The organism is Streptomyces bambusae, assembly GCF_020532645.1.
GTDB classification, from domain to species: domain Bacteria; phylum Actinomycetota; class Actinomycetes; order Streptomycetales; family Streptomycetaceae; genus Streptomyces; species Streptomyces bambusae.
This window is the reverse complement of sequence record NZ_JAJAUZ010000048.1, coordinates 37,469-56,907: the sequence shown is the minus strand read 5'-3', so window position 1 is coordinate 56,907 and position 19,439 is coordinate 37,469. Positions and strand designations below refer to the sequence as shown.

Annotated in this window: 13 protein-coding genes; 4 read left to right on the top strand and 9 right to left on the bottom strand. The window is 71.3% G+C overall.

Annotated elements, in window-relative coordinates:
- Window positions 1-231: 231 nt before the first annotated feature.
- The 8 genes from LG634_RS27490 to LG634_RS27455 form a co-directional block, all read right to left on the bottom strand.
- On the bottom strand, window positions 232-2,859 hold the full coding sequence (locus LG634_RS27490) for an RICIN domain-containing protein (RefSeq protein ID WP_226737426.1): 2,628 nt from the start codon (window positions 2,857-2,859) through the stop codon (window positions 232-234).
- Window positions 2,860-2,899: 40 nt separating this feature from the next.
- Window positions 2,900-5,263 carry a non-reducing end alpha-L-arabinofuranosidase family hydrolase gene (locus LG634_RS27485; protein ID WP_226737424.1) on the bottom strand — a complete coding sequence of 788 codons (2,364 nt, stop codon included), beginning with the start codon at window positions 5,261-5,263 and terminating at the stop codon, window positions 2,900-2,902.
- Window positions 5,260-5,415, bottom strand: a complete 156-nt coding sequence (locus LG634_RS27480; protein WP_226737422.1) for a hypothetical protein — start codon at window positions 5,413-5,415, stop codon at window positions 5,260-5,262. Before LG634_RS27480 ends, LG634_RS27485 begins: the two co-directional genes overlap by 4 nt.
- Before the next feature lie 231 nt (window positions 5,416-5,646).
- Window positions 5,647-7,233, bottom strand: a complete 1,587-nt coding sequence (locus tag LG634_RS27475; RefSeq protein ID WP_226737420.1) for a sigma-70 family RNA polymerase sigma factor — start codon at window positions 7,231-7,233, stop codon at window positions 5,647-5,649.
- Between the two features lie 225 nt (window positions 7,234-7,458).
- Entirely contained in the window at window positions 7,459-8,934 is a 1,476-nt protein-coding gene (locus tag LG634_RS27470) for a non-reducing end alpha-L-arabinofuranosidase family hydrolase (RefSeq protein WP_226737418.1), read from the bottom strand.
- A gap of 166 nt (window positions 8,935-9,100) precedes the next feature.
- Window positions 9,101-9,931 carry a carbohydrate ABC transporter permease gene (locus tag LG634_RS27465; RefSeq protein WP_226737417.1) on the bottom strand — a complete coding sequence of 277 codons (831 nt, stop codon included), beginning with the start codon at window positions 9,929-9,931 and terminating at the stop codon, window positions 9,101-9,103.
- A complete protein-coding gene (locus LG634_RS27460; protein WP_372482499.1) occupies window positions 9,928-10,917 on the bottom strand; it encodes a carbohydrate ABC transporter permease in 990 nt (329 codons plus the stop codon). Before LG634_RS27460 ends, LG634_RS27465 begins: the two co-directional genes overlap by 4 nt.
- On the bottom strand, window positions 10,910-12,202 hold the full coding sequence (locus LG634_RS27455) for an extracellular solute-binding protein (RefSeq protein ID WP_226737415.1): 1,293 nt from the start codon (window positions 12,200-12,202) through the stop codon (window positions 10,910-10,912). Before LG634_RS27455 ends, LG634_RS27460 begins: the two co-directional genes overlap by 8 nt.
- 229 nt (window positions 12,203-12,431) lie before the next feature.
- Between LG634_RS27455 and LG634_RS27450 the strand changes: the two genes are divergently transcribed.
- From LG634_RS27450 to LG634_RS27440, 3 genes are read left to right on the top strand one after another with little or no spacing between them, the layout of a single operon-like run.
- The gene (locus tag LG634_RS27450) at window positions 12,432-13,445 is read left to right on the top strand and encodes a LacI family DNA-binding transcriptional regulator (protein ID WP_226737413.1); all 1,014 of its coding nucleotides are present in this window, start codon (window positions 12,432-12,434) and stop codon (window positions 13,443-13,445) included.
- A gap of 10 nt (window positions 13,446-13,455) precedes the next feature.
- A complete protein-coding gene (locus LG634_RS27445) occupies window positions 13,456-15,675 on the top strand; it encodes a glycoside hydrolase family 3 N-terminal domain-containing protein (protein WP_226737411.1) in 2,220 nt (739 codons plus the stop codon).
- Entirely contained in the window at window positions 15,672-17,141 is a 1,470-nt protein-coding gene (locus tag LG634_RS27440; protein ID WP_226737409.1) for a glycoside hydrolase family 43 protein, read from the top strand. Before LG634_RS27445 ends, LG634_RS27440 begins: the two co-directional genes overlap by 4 nt.
- A 6-nt stretch (window positions 17,142-17,147) precedes the next feature.
- Here the strand turns inward: LG634_RS27440 and LG634_RS27435 are convergent, their stop codons facing one another.
- Entirely contained in the window at window positions 17,148-18,173 is a 1,026-nt protein-coding gene (locus tag LG634_RS27435) for a LacI family DNA-binding transcriptional regulator (protein WP_226737407.1), read from the bottom strand.
- Between the two features lie 273 nt (window positions 18,174-18,446).
- Between LG634_RS27435 and LG634_RS27430 the strand changes: the two genes are divergently transcribed.
- Complete coding sequence (locus LG634_RS27430) at window positions 18,447-19,418, top strand: glycoside hydrolase family 6 protein (RefSeq protein ID WP_226737405.1); 972 nt, start codon at window positions 18,447-18,449, stop codon at window positions 19,416-19,418.
- The last annotated feature ends 21 nt before the right edge of the window (window positions 19,419-19,439 follow it).

Here is a 19,439-nt window from a genome sequence, read left to right as displayed (position 1 = left end):
ACTCGTCCTCGGCGACAAGGTCGCCGACCACGTGTTCCGCACGAAGCTCGTCTCCTTCGCATAGTCGACGACGTCCGCCCGCCCGCCGGTTCGACACCGCCGGGCGGGCGGGTGCCGGACCCGCCCGGACGCCCTCAGCCGGACCCGCCCGGCGGCGGACCCCACCTCCGGCACGGACAAGCCCGGGAGGGGCCGCGGCCTTGGTGCCTGCGGCCCCTCCCGGGCGTCGGGTCAGGAAGGGTCGCCGTACTGGAGACCGCGTCCGTTGGTGCCGACGTACACACGGCCGAAGGTGTCGGGGTCGCCGGTGATGACGCCGACGCCTCCGATGCTGCCCCACTGGTGGGCGTCGTCGTTGATGCGGACCCAGGTGCCGCCCTTGTCGGTGGAGCGGAAGACTCCGGTGACGTCCTTGACGGTGCCGATCAGGTACAGCGCCTGGTAGGACGCACCGGGTGCGGCCTTGCCGAAGCCGACGGCGGAGGCGGACTTCACCGCGGCGAGCGCGGTGAAGGTGCGGCCGCCGTCGGTGGAGTGCAGGAGCCCCTGGCCGCCGCCGGCGATCCACAGGTCCCCGGTGACTCCGGGTACCGCCTTGAGCCGGCCGTCGGCGGGCAGGTTGGCCGCCCGTGCGGTGAACGTCGCGCCGCCGTCGGTGCTCGCGTAGAGGGTGCCGCCGGACAACGAGTAGAAGGTCCCCGCCGAGGACCGGTCGGCGACGACCACGGCGTCGGCGCCCAGCCCGCGGACCTGCGACCAGGTCGCGCCCCGGTCGGTCGAGCGGTACGGCACCTGCCCGGCCTGGGTCCAGACGATGGTGGAGCCGTCAGCCGCGAGCGCTGCCCGGCCGGTGTCCGCGCCGGCCACCGGTTCGGACCGGAAGCCCGTCCAGGTGCGGCCGCCGTCGGTGGAGTAGGCGCCGTCCTGCGCGCCGCCGCGGCCGACCCGGACCATGATCGAGGGCTTGGACTGGGCGAAGTCGATCGACGTGCTGTTGGTCATCATCGGGTTCTTCAGCCGTCCGGCGGGCACCTTGGTCAGCGAGCCGTGGCGGAATCCGCCGAGGTCACCCATGGCGGTGATGACGTGGGCCCCGCCGGGCGGGGCGATCGCGTCCATCAGCGCGGTCTCCTCCAGCCCCCGCGCACCCACGCTCCAGTGGCTGGTGCCACCGCTGTCGGTGGCGTCGGCGTCCTTGCTGCGCAGGATGCCGCTGCCGGTGCCGTACAGCACGTGCCCGGAGTCGAAGGGGTCGATGGCCAGAGCGGTCATCCAGTGCCCCGTGCCCGTTCCCACGTAGGGGGCGGCGGAGGCGTCGCGTACCGAGTGCGCGGCCAGTGCCCTCCAGGTCGTCGCACCGTCGGTGGTCCGGTAGATCTCGTCCTCCGGCCACCAGCGGCCGAGGGTGGTGACCATCACCGTGGACGGTTTGCGCGGGTCGACGGCCAGACCGGAGAACCCGTAGGTGCCCTGGGACGGGGAGACGTCCTTCCAGGCCCCGCCGGCCGGCGTGTGCTTCCACACCGAGCCCGCCGTCACGCCGTTGGGGCCGAGGGCGTTGGTGTACGTCAGGTACAGCGAACCGTCGCCGGACAGCACGCCGTGCTGCGGCAGCCGGCCGGTCGGCTGCCCGGGGACGGTCTGCCAGGTGTCGCCGCCGTCGGTGGACCGGTACAGGGAGGCCGACTTGTCCGCGACGCCGACATACACCGTCTTGCTGCCGGCCGGGCCGTACGTCACGAAGGAGATGCCCGCACCGCTGCCCGCCCCGTCCTTGACCGGGAACGAGGAGACCTGCCGCCATGTCGCACCGTGGTCGTTGCTGCGCCACAGGCCGTTCTTGCGGGTGCCCAGCAGCAGGGTGCCGTGGCGGGCGGGGTCGATCGCCAGCCGCTCGCCCGCCCCGCGACCGTCCTCGTTGGCACCCAGCTTGAAGGGGAGAGCCGTGCGCTTGAAGGTGCGGCCCCGGTCCGTGGAGCGGAGAAGGGCGCCGTTGCCGGCCCAGTCGTTGGTGTAGGTGCCTGCCGCGAGGTAGAGCCGCCTGGGGTCGACGGGGTCGGTGGCCACCGCATCGATGCCGAGGAGGTTCCAGTCCTTCTCGCCGACCCAGTCCGTCAGCGGGATCCACTGGCGGGCGCCGGTGTCCCAGCGGTAGGCGCCTCCCATGTCGGTGCGTGCGTACAGCAGGCCCTTCTCGCGGGCGTTGAACACCAGCCCGGTGACGTAACCGCCGCCGACCACCTGCGCGTTGCGCCACACGTACGGTCCGGTCCCGGCCGCCGGGGCCTCGGCCACCCGCACCAGCTTCCACTGCTGGTTGGTGCTGCCGTGGCCGCGGTACTGGATCACTCCCGCACCGTCGGCCGTGGAGCCGCCGGAGACGTCGAGGACCAGGCCGCTCCTGCGGGAGGTGAAGACGACGGCGCCGGAGCCGCCCACCTCGTCGATGCGCCATTCCTGGGAGGCGGCGGGGCTGTCGGCCTGCTGCTCCGCGACGGCGGCCTGGGCGGTCGAGTCGCCGGCTATGCCGAGCACTTTGCCGCTGTTGCGGTTGACCAGCTCGTAGTGGCCGTCGCCGGTGGGCCGCAGTCTCCACTGCTGGTTGGCGCTGTTCTGGTCGGTCCACTGCTGGACGCGGGTGCCGTCGGCGGTGGAGAAGCCGTTCACGTCCAGCGCCTTGCCGCTGTGGACGGAAACCAGCCGGTAGTAGGCGTCGGGGTCGATCGTCGCAGCCTGCGAGTCGTCCTGAGTGAACAGGAGGTACGGCACGACGGCGGCGGGGACGCCGAGCAGCAGGGCGGTGGCGCTCCAACGACGGCGGTGACGGCCGCGGCTCCTGCCGCGGGTGGGGATGTTCATGTGCGTGTGCTCCTTGCGTTTCACCGTGGTCCGGGACAGCTCAGCGCTGCAGGGTGAGGACACCCGGCCGGTACGGCAGTCGGTCGTAGGGGCCGTCCGCGCGGGGGGACTTGCCCTGGTAGAGGAACTGCAGGTTGCACGGGTCGACGGTCATGGTCTGGTCGGGATTGCTGCGGACCAGATCGCCGTGGCTGATGTCGTCGGTCCAGGTGGCGCCGCTGTTGGCCTTGCCCGCGAAGGGGTTCGCCTCGCTGGTGGCCTGCGGGGTCCACGTACCGCTCAGGCTGGAGGCGGTGAACGAGCGGAAGTAGCGCCGTTCGTTCGCTCCGCGGGCCTCGACGATCATGAGGTACTGGTTCCGGCCCTGGACCTTGTAGACCTGCGGTGCCTCGAACAGGTTCTTCGCCGTGTCGCTCATGACCGTCGTGTACGACGAGCCGAAGTTGCCCGGGAAGTTCCCGATCGGCATGCTCGCCCGGTAGATCTTGCCGTTGTCACCGGCGAAGAACAGGTACATGGTGCGGTCGTCGGCGATCAGGGTCTGGTCGATCGGGCCGGTGCCGGACTCGGTGCGGGGGATGCTGCCGGTGAACAGGGGCTGCGGCGCCGACCAGCCGTTGGGGTTGGTGGGGTCGCTCGACGTGCGGTAGCTGAAGGGGTGCGCACCCCACTGGTAGGCCAGCACCCAGATCTTTTTGGGCGCGAAGTAGAACAGCGTCGGCGCCACCGCGTTCTGGCCCATTGCGGTCTGGCCGGCCGTCGCCATGTCCGGCCAGTCCGTGAAGGGGCTGAACGCCATCGAGCCGTACGAGGTGCCCGACGCGCTCGACGCGTAGACCAGGTGCTTGCCGCCGTGCACCACGTGGGTGAAGTCCTTCACCGCGGCCCAGCCCCGGGACGGCTGGGCGAGGGGGCCCGTGGAAGTCCACCGGTACGTGGACGGCAGGGCACAGGGGCTGCCGTCCGTCCCGGAGGGGGCGGACCACTTCTGGTTGCCGACGGACGCGCAGGCATGCAGTTGGATGGGGGTGCCGTTCGCGGTGGCCGCGCCGACGGCATCGAGGCACAGCCCGGACTGGACACCGGTGATCGTGCCGTCGGTGTTGACGTTCCACTGCTGGTTGGCGCCGCCGTTGCAGTCCCAGACGATCACGGCGGTGCCGTTGGTGGTGCCCTTGCTCCGGGCGTCGAGGCACTTGTCGTCGTGGACCTTCAGCTGCTTGGCGGCGGTGTGGGTCCAGCGTTGGTTGCCTTGTCCGTTGCAGTCCCACAGCTGCGCCCGGGCGCCGTTCGCGGTGGCGGAGCCGGGGAAGTCGATGCAGCGGCCGGAGGCCACTCCCTTGATCTCCCCGGTGCCGTGGACCGGCTTTGCCGGGGTGGTACCGGAGCCGGACCGGAGCGCCTTCATGACGGCGGTGTACGCGGGCTTGGGCTTGCCGTTGTGGTCGAACAGCAGGGGGCTTTCGCCGCTGCGCCAGGAGTCGCCGTCACGGATGCCCCACACCGTGATGCCGGTGCACCGGGCCACGGACAGGCAGGCGCCGACCGTGTCCGCGTAGTGGCTGGGGGATGCCTGGGCGATGTCCAGCTCGGTGATCTGGACGTCGACGCCCAGGGCCGCGAAGGCGGCCAGCGTGGTCCTGAAGCTCGCCGGCGGGCCGTTCGTCCCGAAGTGGCTCTGGAAGCCGACGCAGTCGATGGGCACGCCGCGGGACTTGAAGTCCTTGACCATGCGGTGGACGCCCTGGGTCTTGGCGTCCGACCAGTTCTCGATGTTGTAGTCGTTGTAGCAGAGCTTGGCCGAGGGGTCGGCGGCACGGGCGGTGCGGAACGCCTCCTCGATGAAGCCGTCGCCCAGCACCTTCTGGAAGACCGAGGTGCGCAGCCGGCCGCTGCCGCCGTCGGCGAACGCCTCGTTGACCACGTCCCAGGCGTAGATCCGGCCCTTGTAGTGGGTCATCTGCGTGGTGATGTGGTGGTTCATCACGCTGCGCAGCGTCGTGGCGTCGCCGATGGAGCCGACCCAGGACGGGAGCTGCGAGTGCCAGACCGTGGTGTGGCCGCGCAGACGCTGGCCGCGTGCCAGGGCACGGTCGACGATCCGGTCCGCGGGGCCGAAGTTGAACCGGCCGCGGGACGGTTCGACCGTGTCCCACTTCATCTCGTTCTCCGGGGTGATCATGTTGAACTCCCGGTCCGCGAGTGCGGCGTACGTCGAGTCGGCGAGCCTGCCGGCGGCCACGGCCGTGCCGAAGTACCGGCCCGAGGGGGCCGCCTGGGTGCCGAGGGACGCGGCTCCGGCGGAGCCGGGGAGAAGCGTCAGGGCACCGGCCAACAGCGCCGTGGCCGACAGTCCGACAACCCAGGTACGACGGCGCCGGCGGAGCCGGTGCGTGCCCTTCATGCTGCACCTCGGGTGGCGCGGCTCGCCTGGGGCTCGGTGGTCGTGTGCGCACCGGCCGGTACGGCGCGGTCCGCCGCGGGGCCGGCCGGGTGCACGGTGTGGTGCCGTTCCCGGGTTCCGGTGGCCCGGCGCGCGAGGGGATGTCGCTTCATGGAGCTGCTTCCTTGAGGGATACGTCGTGGGGAGGGGGAGCCCCAGCGCCGCCGCCCACGGCGAGCGGGAGGAGGGGCGCCCCACGAAGTGGAGGCTTCCGGGGCCGGGGGCGCGTAACGAAAATCTCGCGCCACCCCGGCGATCACTCCCGTGATGCATCCCACAGGCGAAAAGCGTTATGCCCCTCCCGCGGACCGGCGGTCCTTGCCGGCCGTCCCTGCGGGACGTCCCTACCGGCCGTCGCGCACGATGAAAGACGCCTGGCCGGCGAAGGCCCGCGTGCCGTCGGAGCCGTCGAGCCAGATGCCGCCGTCCCGGTGGCGGAGGACCGAACCGGGGTAGTTGTGGGCGTGCAGGGTCACCGACCCGGCGACCGCCCCGGGACGCGGGCAGAAGGTGGTGTCCTCCCGGAACAGCCCGCTGCCGTCGTCGCCGCTCAGCCGGAGCCGCAGGTAGCTGTGGCGCAGGTAGCGGCCGTCGGCGGCACGGAAGGTGACGCACCCCGCGTCGGCGAGCCCCGGGACCACGTGGAACGTGACCCGCTGCCGTGTCTGCGGGTTGCCGGCCGCGGACACCCGGCCGAGCGTCGCGAAGTCGCCGGCGTACGCGAGGTACGAGCCGGGTTCGTCGGCGGACTCCAGCGAGCGCGCACCCAGCGGAACCGTTCCTGCACGGGCGGACGGACTCGCCGACTGCGGTCCGGCCGACGGCCGGGTGCCCCTCGGAGCCGGGGCGGGGGTGCTCGGCGCGGGGCTGCCGGCCGCGGGGGCGCCCGTTGTGGACGGTCCGGCCGTGGGTGCGGCGACGGCGCCGGGCGCCCGGCGCTCCGGTTCCGGCCAGGCCGCGTAGGTCGCGGTCCCCGCGATGAGCACCGCACCGGCGGTGATTCCGATCAGCGGATGGGCGGTCAGCATGGGGAGTTTTCCGGCCAGCACGCCCGGCAGGCTGCCGCTGCCCCCCGTCGCCGTGGCGGCGGCGACCGGTGCCGCGGCCAGCCCTGCGGCGCCGCCGGCCGAGCCCGACAGCAGGCCCTTGGCGACCAGCGCGGCGAGCAGTCCGCCCGGGACCGCCAGGGGCGCGAGGCTGAGGAGCAGCAGCTCGGCAGAGACCCGGTTCGCCGCCCTCCCCGTGCAGAGCGGGCAGTCGCGGGTGTGCCGCGCGATCCGCTTCCGCCACACCGACGTGCGCAGTCCGTCCCAGCCGGCGACGGTCTCCTCCAGCTGCGGACAGCGCGGCCGGGCCTCCAGGGCGGCGACGATCGTCCGGCTCAGGTCCAGTTGCTCGCGCATGCGTTGCAGGCGGACTCCGGCGTGGGCGACGGTGAGACCGGTCGCGGCCGCCGTGTCCTCGCGGCTCAGGAGTCCGGCGTTTTCCTGCCACCACAGCGACAGGAGCACCCGGTGGTCCGGGTCGAGCCACCGGCCGGCTTCGGCGATCTGGCGGCGCTCGTCCGACACGTGGAGCCGCACGATCGCGGCGTCCTCGGGTTCAGCGCCGGCGGCCGGTATCCGGAGTGCCTCGTCGAGGACCGCGGTCCGGTCGGCGGCGGTGTGCTGCCGCTGCCAGTGCGCGTTCATCTGGCGGAGGGTGATCGAAACCAGCCAGGAGCGGAAGCTCTCGGGGGTGCGCAGGGCAGGCAGGTCGCGCACCGCGCGCAGGAGCGTTTCCTGGACGACGTCGTCGACGTCGGCATGTCCGCTCAGCGCTCGCCGGACGATGTTGTAGACCAGCGGCAGGTAGGCGGCGATCAGCTCTTCGCGCGCCCGGGCATCACCGGCCTGCGCCGCGACGACCAGCCCTGCGTGATCCGCATTCATGAGCCCCGTCCCCACCATCCTCGTCATGGCGTCAGACCCTAACCTCCGGAAAGGTACGCGGCCAAAGGCTGTGCCCTGGCAAACAACCGGTGGCCGCCTGACGGAGCCCCCCGGCACAGGGACGGTGGACCGGCCCGCCCCTGGACGGCAGGCAGGCGGCGGGCCCGGCCTTGTGCCGAGCCCGCCGCACCGGCACGGCTCCGGGACCGGACCCGTGCCGCACCGTCAGCGCTGCAGTGTCAGCAGGCCGGGCCGGTAGGGCCACTGGCCGTAGTCGCCGCCGGAGTTGGGGTCGCGTCCCTGGTAGAGGAACTGCAGGTTGCAGGGGTCGACGGTGAAGGTCTGATCGGCGGCGGTGCGGATCAGTTCGCCGTGGCTGATGTCGTTGGTCCAGGTGGCGCCGCTGTTGGCCTTGCCGGCGAAGGGGTTGCTCTCGGTCGCGGCCTGGGGTGTCCACGAGCCGTTCAGACTGCTGGCCGTGAACGAGCGGAAGTAGCGGCCCTTCGATCCGATCGCCTCGACGATCATGAGGTAGCGGTCCTGGCCCTGGAGCTTGTAGACCTGCGGAGCCTCGAACAGGTTGTCCGTCGTGTCGCTCATGACCACGGTCGAGGTCGTGCCGAAGCTGCCCGGGAAGCTCCCGATCGGCATGCTCGCCCGGTAGATTTTGCCGTTGTCACCGGCAAAGAACAGGTACATGTTGGTGCCGTCACCGATGAGTGTCTGGTCGATGGGTCCCGTTCCGGAATCGGCGATGCCGCCGGAGAAGAGCACCTGCTGCGAGGACCAGCCGTTGGGGTTGGAGGGGTCGGTCGACGTCCGGTACGAGAAGGCGCTGCCGCCTCCCCACTGGTAGGCGAGCACCCAGATGTTCTTCGGTGCGAAGTAGAAGAGCGTGGGCGCAACGACCGAGTTGGCCATGGTGTTCTGGGCGGCCGAGGCCATCTCCGGCCAGGTCCCGAACAGGCCGAAGTTCATCGAACCCCAGCCGGTTCCCGGTCCCGCGCCGTGCGTCGTCGCGTAGACGAGGTGCTTGCCGTTGTACGGGGCGACGGTGAAGTCCTTGAGCGAGGCCCAGCCCGCCTTGGGTTGCGCCAGCGCGCCCGTGGAGTTCCAGCGGTACGTGGACGGGAGGGCGCACGTGCCGGGGGTGCCGGCACCGACCTTGACGAGCCGCCACTGCTGGTTGGTGCCGCCCCAGTCGTCGTACTGGACCACGTTCGCGCCGTCGGCGGTGGATCCGCCCTGTACTTCGAGGGCCTTGTTGCTGTGGCGGGCGACCAACCTCACGTAGCCGTCCGGGCTGTCGGCCAGCCGCCACTGCTGGTTCGTCCCGTTCACGTCGGCCCATTGGACGACCGGGGCACCGTTCGCGGTGGACCCGTTCTGAACGTCGAGCACTTTGCCGGAGTGGCGGGACTTGAGGCGGTAGTGGCCGCCGCCGGAGTCGACGAACTGCCATTGCTGCTGGTTCTGGTCGTTCCTGGCCCACTGGGTGATGCGGGCGCCGTCGTTGGTCGCCAGGTTGTACACGTCCAGCGCCTTGCCGCTGTTGCGGTTGACCAGCACGTACGAGGCGCTGGGGTCGACGGTGGCCGCCGCCGCGGGCTGGACGCCGAGGAAGGCGGCGAGGAGCAGCAACGGCGCGAAGACGGCCGTCAGCCGTTTCACGTGCAGCGGGGACGGGGGGCGAAACCTCATGGGAGCTCCTTCGGTTCGGGGGTCTGGTTGTCGGGGTGGTTGGGGTTGTCGGGGTGGCGGGTCCGGGCCGCATGGCGAGCGATGTTAGCGCTAACAAAATTGGGTACGGTCGTTCGGCGAAGCTTTGTACGACCTCTCCTTCGGGGCGGAGCCTGCACAGGACGGGTCAGCCCTTGGTGGCGCCTGCCGTGAGGCCGCCGATCAGCTGCCGCTCGGCGACCGCATAGAAGGCGAGCGCGGGGACCATGGCGAGCACGACGTAGGCGAAGACGAAGGCGTAGTCCGTCGAGTACTGCCCCTGGAACTGCTGGACTCCGACCGGAATCGTCTGCCATCGCGGGTCGTTGAACACCAGCAGCGGCAGGAAGAAGTTGTTCCAGCTCGCGACGACCGCCAGCACCGACACCGTGCCGAGCGCCGGACGCGCCATCGGCAGCAGGATCCTCCAGAAGAAGCGGAACTTGCCGCAGCCGTCCATGACGGCTGCCTCCTCCAGCTCCGCCGGTATGGTCCGGAAGAAGCCGCGCAGGATCACGATCGTCATGGGAAGCCCGAAGGCCGCCTGTGGAAGGATCACTCCGAGCGGGTTGTCGAGCAGACCGAAGGTGCGCAGCAGCAGGAACAACGGCAGGACGGCCACCGCGAACGGGAACATGAGCCCGATCGTGAACAGGGTGTAGAACAGCTCCCGTCCCCGGAAGGCGTAGCGGGCCAGCACGAACGCCGCCATCGCGGACACCGCCACCGTGCAGCACGTCGTGCCGATCGCGATCCCCGCGCTGTTGGCGATCTGCCGCCAGAACACCGCGTCGCCGAGGATGCCGGTGTAGTTGCCGGCCTTCCAGTGCCCCGGCAGCCCGAACGGATTGGCGGTCAGCTCGCCGGTGCTCTTGAAACCGGAGATCACCGCGTAGCCCAGCGGCACGACGACAAACGCGCCGATCAGCCAGAGCACGGCGTGCAGCGACAGGCCCCGTACCCTGCTCCGGGCCTTCATCGGGCTCCTCCTGTGGTCACGGCTCCGCTCAGGTCGCGGCGCAGTACGTACCGCTGGTAGAAGAGGGAGAAGACCAGACTGATCATGAACAGCACCACGCTGATCGCACTGGCGTAGCCGACCTGGTAGCGCTTGAAGCCGAACTGGAACATCGAGATCGCCATCGTCTCGGAGGAGTGGTTGGGCCCGCCGGCCGTCATGACCCACACGAGGTCGAAGAGCTGGATGGCCCCGATGACCGAGAGGAACACGCTGATCCGGATCGTCGGGCCGAGCAGCGGCAGCGTCACGGAACGGAAGCGCTGCCAGGCGTTGGCACCGTCGATGGCGGCGGCTTCGAGTACCTCGCCGGGGATGCTCTGCAGCCCGGCGAGGAAGAGCATCATGTGGAAGCCGAAGTACTTCCAGGTCATGACCACGAACAGGGTCGGCAGGACCGTCGAGGGATCGGCCAGCCACCTGCCCTGCAGCCCCTCCAGGCCGAGTCGGCCGGCCAGCTGGTCGGCCATGCCGTCACCAGGAAGGAGGATCATCGTGAAGAGGACCGCCGTGACCACTTCGGACAGGACGTACGGCGCGAAGAACAGCATCCGGTAGACGGCCCGGCCGCGCAGTCTTCGGTTGAGCAGGGCGGCGGTGAACAGGGCGAGCGGCAGCTGCACGGTGAGCGACAGGGCGATGAGGTACAGCCCGCGCTCCAGATCGCCGAGGAAGACCTCGTCGCCGAACAGCCTGGCGTAGTTCTCGAAACCGACGAAGTCCTCCATCGGGCCGGCCCCGCCCCACTTGAAGAACCCGGTGTGGACGGCGACGGCGATCGGGGCGAGGACGAAGACGAGGAAGAGGACCAGGGCCGGGACGAGGAACCATGCGACCGACGCCCAGCTGCGGACCCCGCGCAGGAACGAGCGGGCCGGAGCGGGCGGGCGCGCCGGCGGGGTGTCCTGCGTGCGCTCCTCGGTCAGCGTGGACACGGGGCTAGGCACCCTGTGCAGCCTCGGTGATCGACTCGGTGACCTGCTCGGGCGTCCTCTTGCCCGCGATGAGGTCGGCCACGCTGTCGTTGATCTCCTGGCCGACCGCCGGCGGGTACGCCTGGTCGAGGAAGAGCTGGAAGCCCGTCGCCCTGACCAGGCTGTCGGCCACCGCCTTCCTGTTGGCGTCGGCGATCCGGCTCTCCGCGCCCTTGACCACCGGCAGGTAGCCGTTGGAGGCGAGCAGCTTGGACTCGTTGTCCAGGACGAAGAACTTCAGGAAGTCCAGCGCCTCCTTCGGCGCGCCCTTGCGCAGGGCGAAACCGCCGCCACCTCCGAGCACCTCGGTGACCTGGCCGGTGCCGCCGTCGACCGCGGGGAAGGGGAAGAAGCCCAGGTCCGCTCCGAGGTCTGCGCCCGCGTCCACCTGGACCGACGGCCCCCACTGCCCCATCAGCTCCATGGCGGCCTTGCCGTTGCCCATGGTCGCGGCCTGCCCGCCGGGGGTGGAGTAGCCGGCTCCGAGGAAACCGGTCTGGAACGGCCGGAGGTCGACCAGTTCCTTGAGGTGGGCGCCCGCGCGGACGAAGCCGGCGCTGGTGAAGTCCTTGGTGGTCGCCGCCTGCTGCAACGCGGGGAGCCCGGCGACGCGCATGGCGAGATAGGCCCAGTAGAAGTGGCCCGGCCACTTCTCCTTGCCCGCGAGGGCGATCGGAGTGACGCCCGCCGCCTTGAGCTTCCCGACGTCTTCGAGGAACTCGGCCCAGGTGGCCGGCGGAGCGGTGATCCCGGCCCTGGCGAAGAGCTTCTTGTTGTACCAGAAGCCGACCATGCCGACGTCGTAGGGCACCGCGTAGGTGCGGCCCCCGAACTGATAGGCCTGGAGCGAGACGGGGGTGAGGTCCGACGACCAGCCGAACGCGTCGGTGAGGTCCTCGACCAGCCCCGCGTCGACCTGCTGCCGCAGGACCCCGCCGCCCCAGGTCTGGAAGACGTCGGGCAGCCGGCCCGCGGAAGTACTGGCCGTCAGCTTGGACTTGAACGCCTCGTTCTCCAACGAGGTCGTCTTGATGGTGATTTGGGGATGGGCGGCCGTGAACGCCGAGGAGATCTGCGGGAACAGGGACTTGCCCGGCTCCGTGGTGGCGATGTTCCACCAGGCCAGGGTCACCTTGCCGCCGGCCGCCCGACCCGCCCCCGGTTCCCCGCCGCCGCAGGCAGCGGTCAGCGAGGCGGACAGGGCGGTCAGGCCCGAGAGCGCAAGGAAGCGTCGTCGACTCGGGGGTGTACTGGCCATGGGACCTCCGGGGTGGGGATGCCGGTTCGAGTTCGAAAATGTTTCGTAACACTCTCGAATTCGTGCTGCCACAAACTAGGAACATGGGATCCCCCGGTCAAGCCTTATCGCCGAATTCCCTTTACCTACAGCCTTCTTGATGGTTGACAACCCGGTCGAACCGACCGGAGACTCGTCGAAAGTTTGCGATATCTGTCGCCAGCCCGGGCGTCCGCGCAGAGGAGAGAAGTTGAGCGAGCAGCGTCCGACCCTGGCCGTCATCGCCGCCGCGGCCGGGGTCTCCCAGGCCACCGTGTCGAAGGTGATCAACGGCCGCACCGATGTGGCGTCTTCGACACGCGAACGGATCGAGAGGCTGCTGCAGTCCCACAACTACCTCCCGCCCGGCCGTCAGGGCAGAGCCCGAAGGTCGGGCCTGGTCGACTTGATCATCGGCGGTCTGGACAGCGCCTGGGCCGTGGAGATACTGCGCGGCGTCGAGGCCGAGTGCGCCCAGCGGAGGGTGGGCACCGTCGTGTCGCTCCTCCCGCCGGGCGAGGCCACACCGTCGAGCTGGGCCTCGCTGCCGGTCCTGCACCACAGCGACGGCGTCATCCTCGTCACCGCCTCGGTCACCCCGGCGCAACGCGCCCAGGTCGAACAGGCCGGTGTGGCGCTGGTCGTCATCGACCCGATCGACCTGCCGGGCAACGGTGTGCCCAGCATCGGCGCGACCAACTGGGCGGGCGGCCTCGCCGCCACCGAGCACCTGCTGGACCTGGGGCACCGCCGGATCGCCGCGATCGGCGGGCGCAAGGAGATGCTCTGCAGCCAGGCCCGCATCGACGGGTACCGGGCCGCGCTGGAGCGGGCCGGGATCGAGGTCGACCGCGACATGATCCGGTTCGGCGACTTCCAGCACGAGGGCGGATTCCAGCGCGCCCGGGAACTCCTCGCCCTCCCCGAGCCGCCGACCGCCGTCTTCGCCGGCAGCGACCAGCAGGCGATGGGCGTCTACGAAGCTGCCCGGCAGGCCGGTCTGAGCATCCCGCAGGACCTCAGCGTGGTCGGCTTCGACGACCTGCCGATGTGCGAATGGCTGTCACCGCCCCTGACGACAGTACGCCAGCCGCTGGAGGAGATGGGCCGGCTCGCCGCCCGCACGCTCTTCCAGCTCCTGGACGGCCAGCCCCTGGTCAGCCCACGGATGGAGCTGTCGACCGAACTCAAGGTCCGGCTCTCCACCGCCCCGCCCCGTCTCTAGGAGAACTCCGTTGACCGAGCCCTGGCGTGACCCCCTCCTGCCCGTGTCCACACGGGTCGCCGATCTGCTGAAACGCATGACGCTGGAAGAGAAGGCGGGCCAGCTCACCGGATTCTGGGCGCTGCCCTCGGATCCGGGTGCACCGGTCGCGCCGGTGGAGGACGACTCCGGCGAGTCCGCGCCGGCCCTCGACGACATCGCCGCCCACGGACTCGGCCAGCTCACCCGGGTGTACGGCACCGCGCCGGTCACGGCGGAAGCCGGAATGGAACGGCTCGCCTCACTCCAGAGGCGGGTGACCGGGTCCGGCCGGTTCGGGATCCCGGCGGTCGCCCACGAGGAGTGCCTGACCGGGTTCATGACGTGGGGTGCGACGGTCTTCCCCGCGCCGCCGGCCTGGGGTGCGACCTTCGATCCCGGGCTCGTGCGCGCCATGGCCGCCGCCATCGGCGATTCGATGCGGCGGGTCGGTGTCCACCAGGGGCTGGCTCCCGTGCTGGACGTGGTCCGCGACTACCGCTGGGGCAGGACCGAGGAGTGCATCGGCGAGGATCCCTACCTCGTCGGAGCCATCGGCACCGCGTACGTGCAGGGCCTGGAAGGCGCCGGGATCGTGGCCACGCTGAAGCACTTCGCCGGGTACTCGGCCTCGCGCGGCGGCCGGAACATGGCTCCTGTCGCCTCGGGACCGCGGGAGTTCAGCGACGTGCTGGTCGAGCCTTTCGTACGGGCGCTGCGCGAGGGAGGGGCCCGGTCGGTGATGAACAGCTACACCGACGTGGACGGCGTCCCGGTGGCTGCCGACGAACGGCTGCTCACCGACCTGCTCAGGGATGAGCTCGGTTTCAGCGGTGTGGTCGTCGCCGACTACTACGCCGTCTCCTTCCTGGAGACCCGGCACGGCGTCGCCGGATCGCGCGGCGCGGCGGGCGCGCTGGCGCTGACCGCCGGAATCGACGTCGAGTTGCCCACGGCCCGCTGCTACGGCGAGCCGTTGACCGGACTGGTGCGGTCGGGAAGCCTCTCCGAGGAGCTCGTCGACCGGGCCGTGGAACGGGTCCTGCGGCAGAAGGCCGAGCTCGGCCTCCTCGACCCCGGCTGGGAGCCCGTCAAGCCCGAGCCGCTCGACCTCGACCCGCCGGAGAACCGGGTCCTGGCCAGGCTCCTGGCCGAACGGTCCACCGTACTGCTCGCCAACGACGGCGTCCTGCCACTGCGACCGTGCCGGGTGGCGATCAGCGGGCCCTACGCCGACGACCCCCGGTCCTTGCTGGGCTGCTACTCCTTCCCCAACCACGTCGCGCTGCCCGACGACCTCGGGGTGGAGATCCCGACGCTCCGCGAGGGGCTCACCTCGGCCGGGTTCACGGTCACCGAGGACGAGCCGGACGTGAACGTGCTGGTGCTCGGCGACCGGGCGGGCATGTTCGGCCGCGGCACCTCCGGAGAGGGCTGCGACGCCGAAACCCTCGACCTGCCCGGTGACCAGGCCGCACTCGCCTCCGCCGTACTGGACTCCGGGGTGCCGACCGTCCTGGTCGTCGTCTCCGGGCGGCCCTACGCGCTCGGCGCGCTCGCCGACCGGGCAGCGGCCGTGGTGCAGGTCTTCTTCCCCGGGGAGGAGGGCGGGACGGCACTGGCCCGGATCATCAGCGGGGCCGCGGAACCGTCCGGCCGGCTGCCCGTCTCCGTCCCCCGCCGGGCCGGCGGCCAGCCCGGCACCTACCTCCACGCCGGGCTGGGCGGACACACCGCCTGGAGCTCCGTGGACCCGACCCCGCTGTTCCCCTTCGGACACGGGCTGAGCTGGACCCACTTCACCTGCTCGGACCTCTCGGTGGATCCCGTCGCCGCGACGGACGGGACCGTCACTGTTTCGGTCACCGTCCGCAACGTCGGCGAGGTGGCCGGGACCGAGGTGGTCCAGCTGTACCTGTCCGACCCCGTGGCGTCCGTCGTCCGGCCGCGGCGGTGGCTCGCGGGTTTCGCCCGGGTCGAGCTGCGGCCCGGCGCGGCCGCCCGGGTCACCTTCGACGTCCACGCCGACCGGACCTCCTTCACCGGGCTCGACCTGCGCAGACGAGTGGAGCCCGGGGAGGTGGGCGTGGCGGTCGGACGCTCCAGCGGCGACCTTCCGCTGCGCGGCTCCTTCGCTCTGGAGGGCCCCCTGCGCCACCCGGGGGCCGACCGGGTCCTGTCCGTGCCGGTCCGGATCGTCCCGGTGCCATGACGGGCTTCTCGGGTGATCCCGTCCTGCCGGGGTTCCGGCCCGACCCGTCCGTCTGCCGGGTGGGAGCGGACTACTACCTGGTGACCTCCAGTTTCGAGTGGTTCCCGGGCCTTCCCGTGTTCCACAGCCGCGATCTCACCGACTGGCGGCGCATCGGCTCCGCACTCGACCGGCCGTCCCGGCTCGACCTCACCGGGTGCGCGCCCTCGCGGGGTCTGTTCGCCCCGACGATCCGGCACCACGACGGGGTCTTCCATCTCGCCTGCACGCTGATGGACGGCCCCGGCCACTTCGTCGTCACGGCGACCGACCCTGCGGGGCCGTGGTCGCCACCGCACTGGCTGGAAGGCGAGGGCTTCGACCCCTCGCTGTTCTTCGACGACGGGCCGGACGGCGGCGACGGCCGGGCCTGGTTCACCGCCGCCCGCGTGGTGGACGAGGGCGCCGGCCGCACCGAGATCTGGATGCGCGAATACCTTCCCCGCGAGCGGCGGCTCACCGGACCGGAGCACGTCCTGTGGTCGGGAAGCCACCCGGGCGCCCGCTGGTCGGAGGCCCCGCACCTCTACAGGATCGACGGGAGCTACCTCCTGCTCACCGCCGAGGGCGGCACCGATGTGGACCACAGCGTGGTGGCCGCCCGAGCCGACCGCGCGACCGGTCCCTACCGGGGCGCCCCCGGGAACCCGGTCCTGCCGCCCGCCGAAGGCCCGGTGATCTGCACCGGGCACGCCGACCTCGTCCAGACGCCGGACGGTGACTGGCGGGCCGTCCTGCTGGGCGTCCGCCCGGGCTCCGCCCTCGGCCGCGAGACGTTCCTCAGCCGGATCACCTGGGACGACGGCTGGCCGGTCTTCTCCCCCGTCGTCCACACCGCCCCCCGCCGCCCCTTCCACGACGGCTTCGCCACCCTGGCCGCCGGCTGGAGCACCCTGCGCACCCCACTCGAGCGGTTCTGGACCACCGGCGACGGACTCCGCCTCCGGCTGCGCCCCGAACGTCTCGGCGAACCCTCCACCCCGTCCCTCCTGGTCCGCCCCCAGGAGCATCCCGACTGCGACGTGTCCACCGAACTGCATTTCACGCCGTCAGTGCCGGACGAGGAGGCGGGCCTCGCCGTGGTCCTCGACGACGACACCCACCTGCTGTTGCTCCGCACCACGGAAGGACTCTGCCTCCGCCGCGGGCCCGAGGTCCTGGCCGGCGCTCCCCTGCCACCGGGGCCGGTCCGGCTGGGGGCCCGCATCCGCGGCTTCGCCCACACCTTCGCGTACGCGGCACCGGACGGCCCCTGGCTGGACCTGAAGGCCGTCGAAGCGACCTTTCTCACCCCTCTGTTCACCGGCGTCCAGCTGGGCCTCTACGCCACCTCCAACGGCCGCCCCGGCACCGGCGAAGCCCACTTCGCGTGGTTCGACATCACGTACCCGAGCAGGCGGGACCCGCCGGGACGCGGGCGCCTGTGATCCGTATCAGGCCGGCAGACCAGGGGCGGACCCGCGCACGGTCAGCCGGGTCGGGAGGATCAGCGGACCGGGCCGGCGTCCTTCGAGCGCACCGACCAGCATCCTGGCCATCTCCTCCCCCAGCGCACGCACCGGCTGGTGGACCGTGGTGAGCGGCGGGCTGGTGTGCCGGGCGCTCGCCAGGTCGTCGAAGCCGATCACGGCGACGTCCTCGGGCACCCGGATCCCGCGTTCCCGCAGGATGCGCAGAGCGCCGATGGCCATCGCGTCGGAGGCCGCGAACACCGCGTCGGGATCGGGGTGCGCCCGGAGCAGCCGCTCCATCGCCTCGGCGCCGCCGTCCTCGGTGAACCGCCCCGGCTCGACCCCGAGCAGCGGCAGGCCGGCCAGCGCGAGTCCGTCGGTGAACCCCCGTTCCCTCGCGGCGGAGGCCCTGGTGTCCACCTGGCCACTGATCATGACGGGCCGTCGGCGGCCCGTGCGGGCGAGATGCTCGGCGGCCAGGCGGGCACCGCCCTCGTTGTCGGCGTCCACGTACCAGGCTGGCTCCCCCCTGAGCGGGCGTCCGCCGAACACGACCGGCAGATCGGCCTCTTCGCACAGGCGGCCCAGCGAATCGTCGCCGCGCAGCGCCATCAGCATGACGCCGTCCGCCCGGCGTTGGCGCAGCAGCCTCTCGAACCTCTGCCGGCCGCGCGGGGTGTTGGCCAGCAGCAGGATCAACTCGAGTTCCGTCTGCTCCAGAGCCGTGCCGACGCCGACGACGATCTCCGCGAAGAAGGGGTCGGCGAACAGCCCCGGCTCGTCGCTGGAGACCGCCAGCACCACCGCTCCGGCCCTGCGGCTCGCCAGCGCCTGCGCGGACGGGTTTGGTACGAAGTCCAGCTCGCGCACGGCCCGTTGGACCGCCTCCCGCTTGGCGCGGCTCACGTGCGGGGCGTTGTTGATCACCCGGGAGGCCGCCGTGCGCGACACACCGGCTCGCGCAGCCACCTCGTCGAGCGTCGGCATGCGTTTGGGCGACGGCTCCATCGGCGACCTGCTCCTCGTGCTCACGCGGACGGCGAACGGCGGTCATGATTCCACGCGCGGGCACGGCTGCGGAGCCGATCACGGGCGTCGTCCCGGATCTCGATCCGGCGGCGCCTCCAACCTCTGGCGCCATGACCGCGGCAAGAGTCGTTTCGCGTTCAACCTATTGACACGCCCGGGCGCCCGCCCCAATCATCCCCTCAGCGCGATCCGGACCCGTCCACAAAACCGGAAGCGCTTCCAACTTCCCCACCTCTCGGAGGAAGCATCACCGTGCGCACCCGCATCCGAGCCGCTTCGGCTCTCCTCGCCGGCGTCCTGACCACCGGCTTCGCACTCCTCGGCATCGGCCCGGCCCACGCCGCCGACCCGACCGGCATGACCAGCGGCTTCTACACCGACCCCGACAACTCCGCGCTGCGGTGGGTCAACGCGAACCCGGGCGACGGGCGGGCGGCGGCGATCCGCACGTTCATCGCCCAAACACCGGCGGCCCGCTGGTTCGGGAACTGGAGCGGTGACATCGGCGCGGCCGCCGGCGCCTACGTCGGCCGTGCGGACTCCCACGACAAGCTGCCGATCCTGGTCGCGTACAACATCCCCAACCGGGACGTCTGCGCCGGTCACTCCGGCGGCGGCGCCGGGAGCCGCGCCGCGTACGACGCCTGGATCGCCGCCTTCGCCAGTGGCATCGGCAGCCGCCCGGCCGTCGTCGTCCTCGAACCCGACGCGCTCGGCCACGAAAGCTGCATGACGCCCGCCCAGGTCGCCGAGCGCAACGCGATGCTGAAGAACGCCATCGCCCAGTTCAAGGCCAAGGCGCCGAACACCTGGGTCTACCTCGACGCCGGGAACCCCGGCTGGGTGTCCGCCTCGACCATGGCGCAGCAGCTCGTCGCCGCCGGTGTCAGCGGGGCCCGCGGCTTCGCGCTGAACGTCTCCAACTACTTCACCACCGACCAGAACACCGCCTACGGCAACGCGGTCAACTCAGCCCTGGCCTCCTACGGCTACACCAAGCCGTTCGTCGTCGACACCAGCCGCAACGGCAACGGGTCCGACGGCCAGTGGTGCAACCCGGCCGGCCGCCGGATCGGTACGCCCAGCCGACGCGGCGGTGGTGCCGAGATGCTTCTGTGGATCAAGATCCCCGGCGAGTCAGACGGCAACTGCGGCATCGGGTCCGGCTCCTCGGCCGGGCAGTTCCTGCCCGAGGCCGCCTACAAGATGATCTACGGCTACTGACCCCTCCCCTCGTCATCCGAG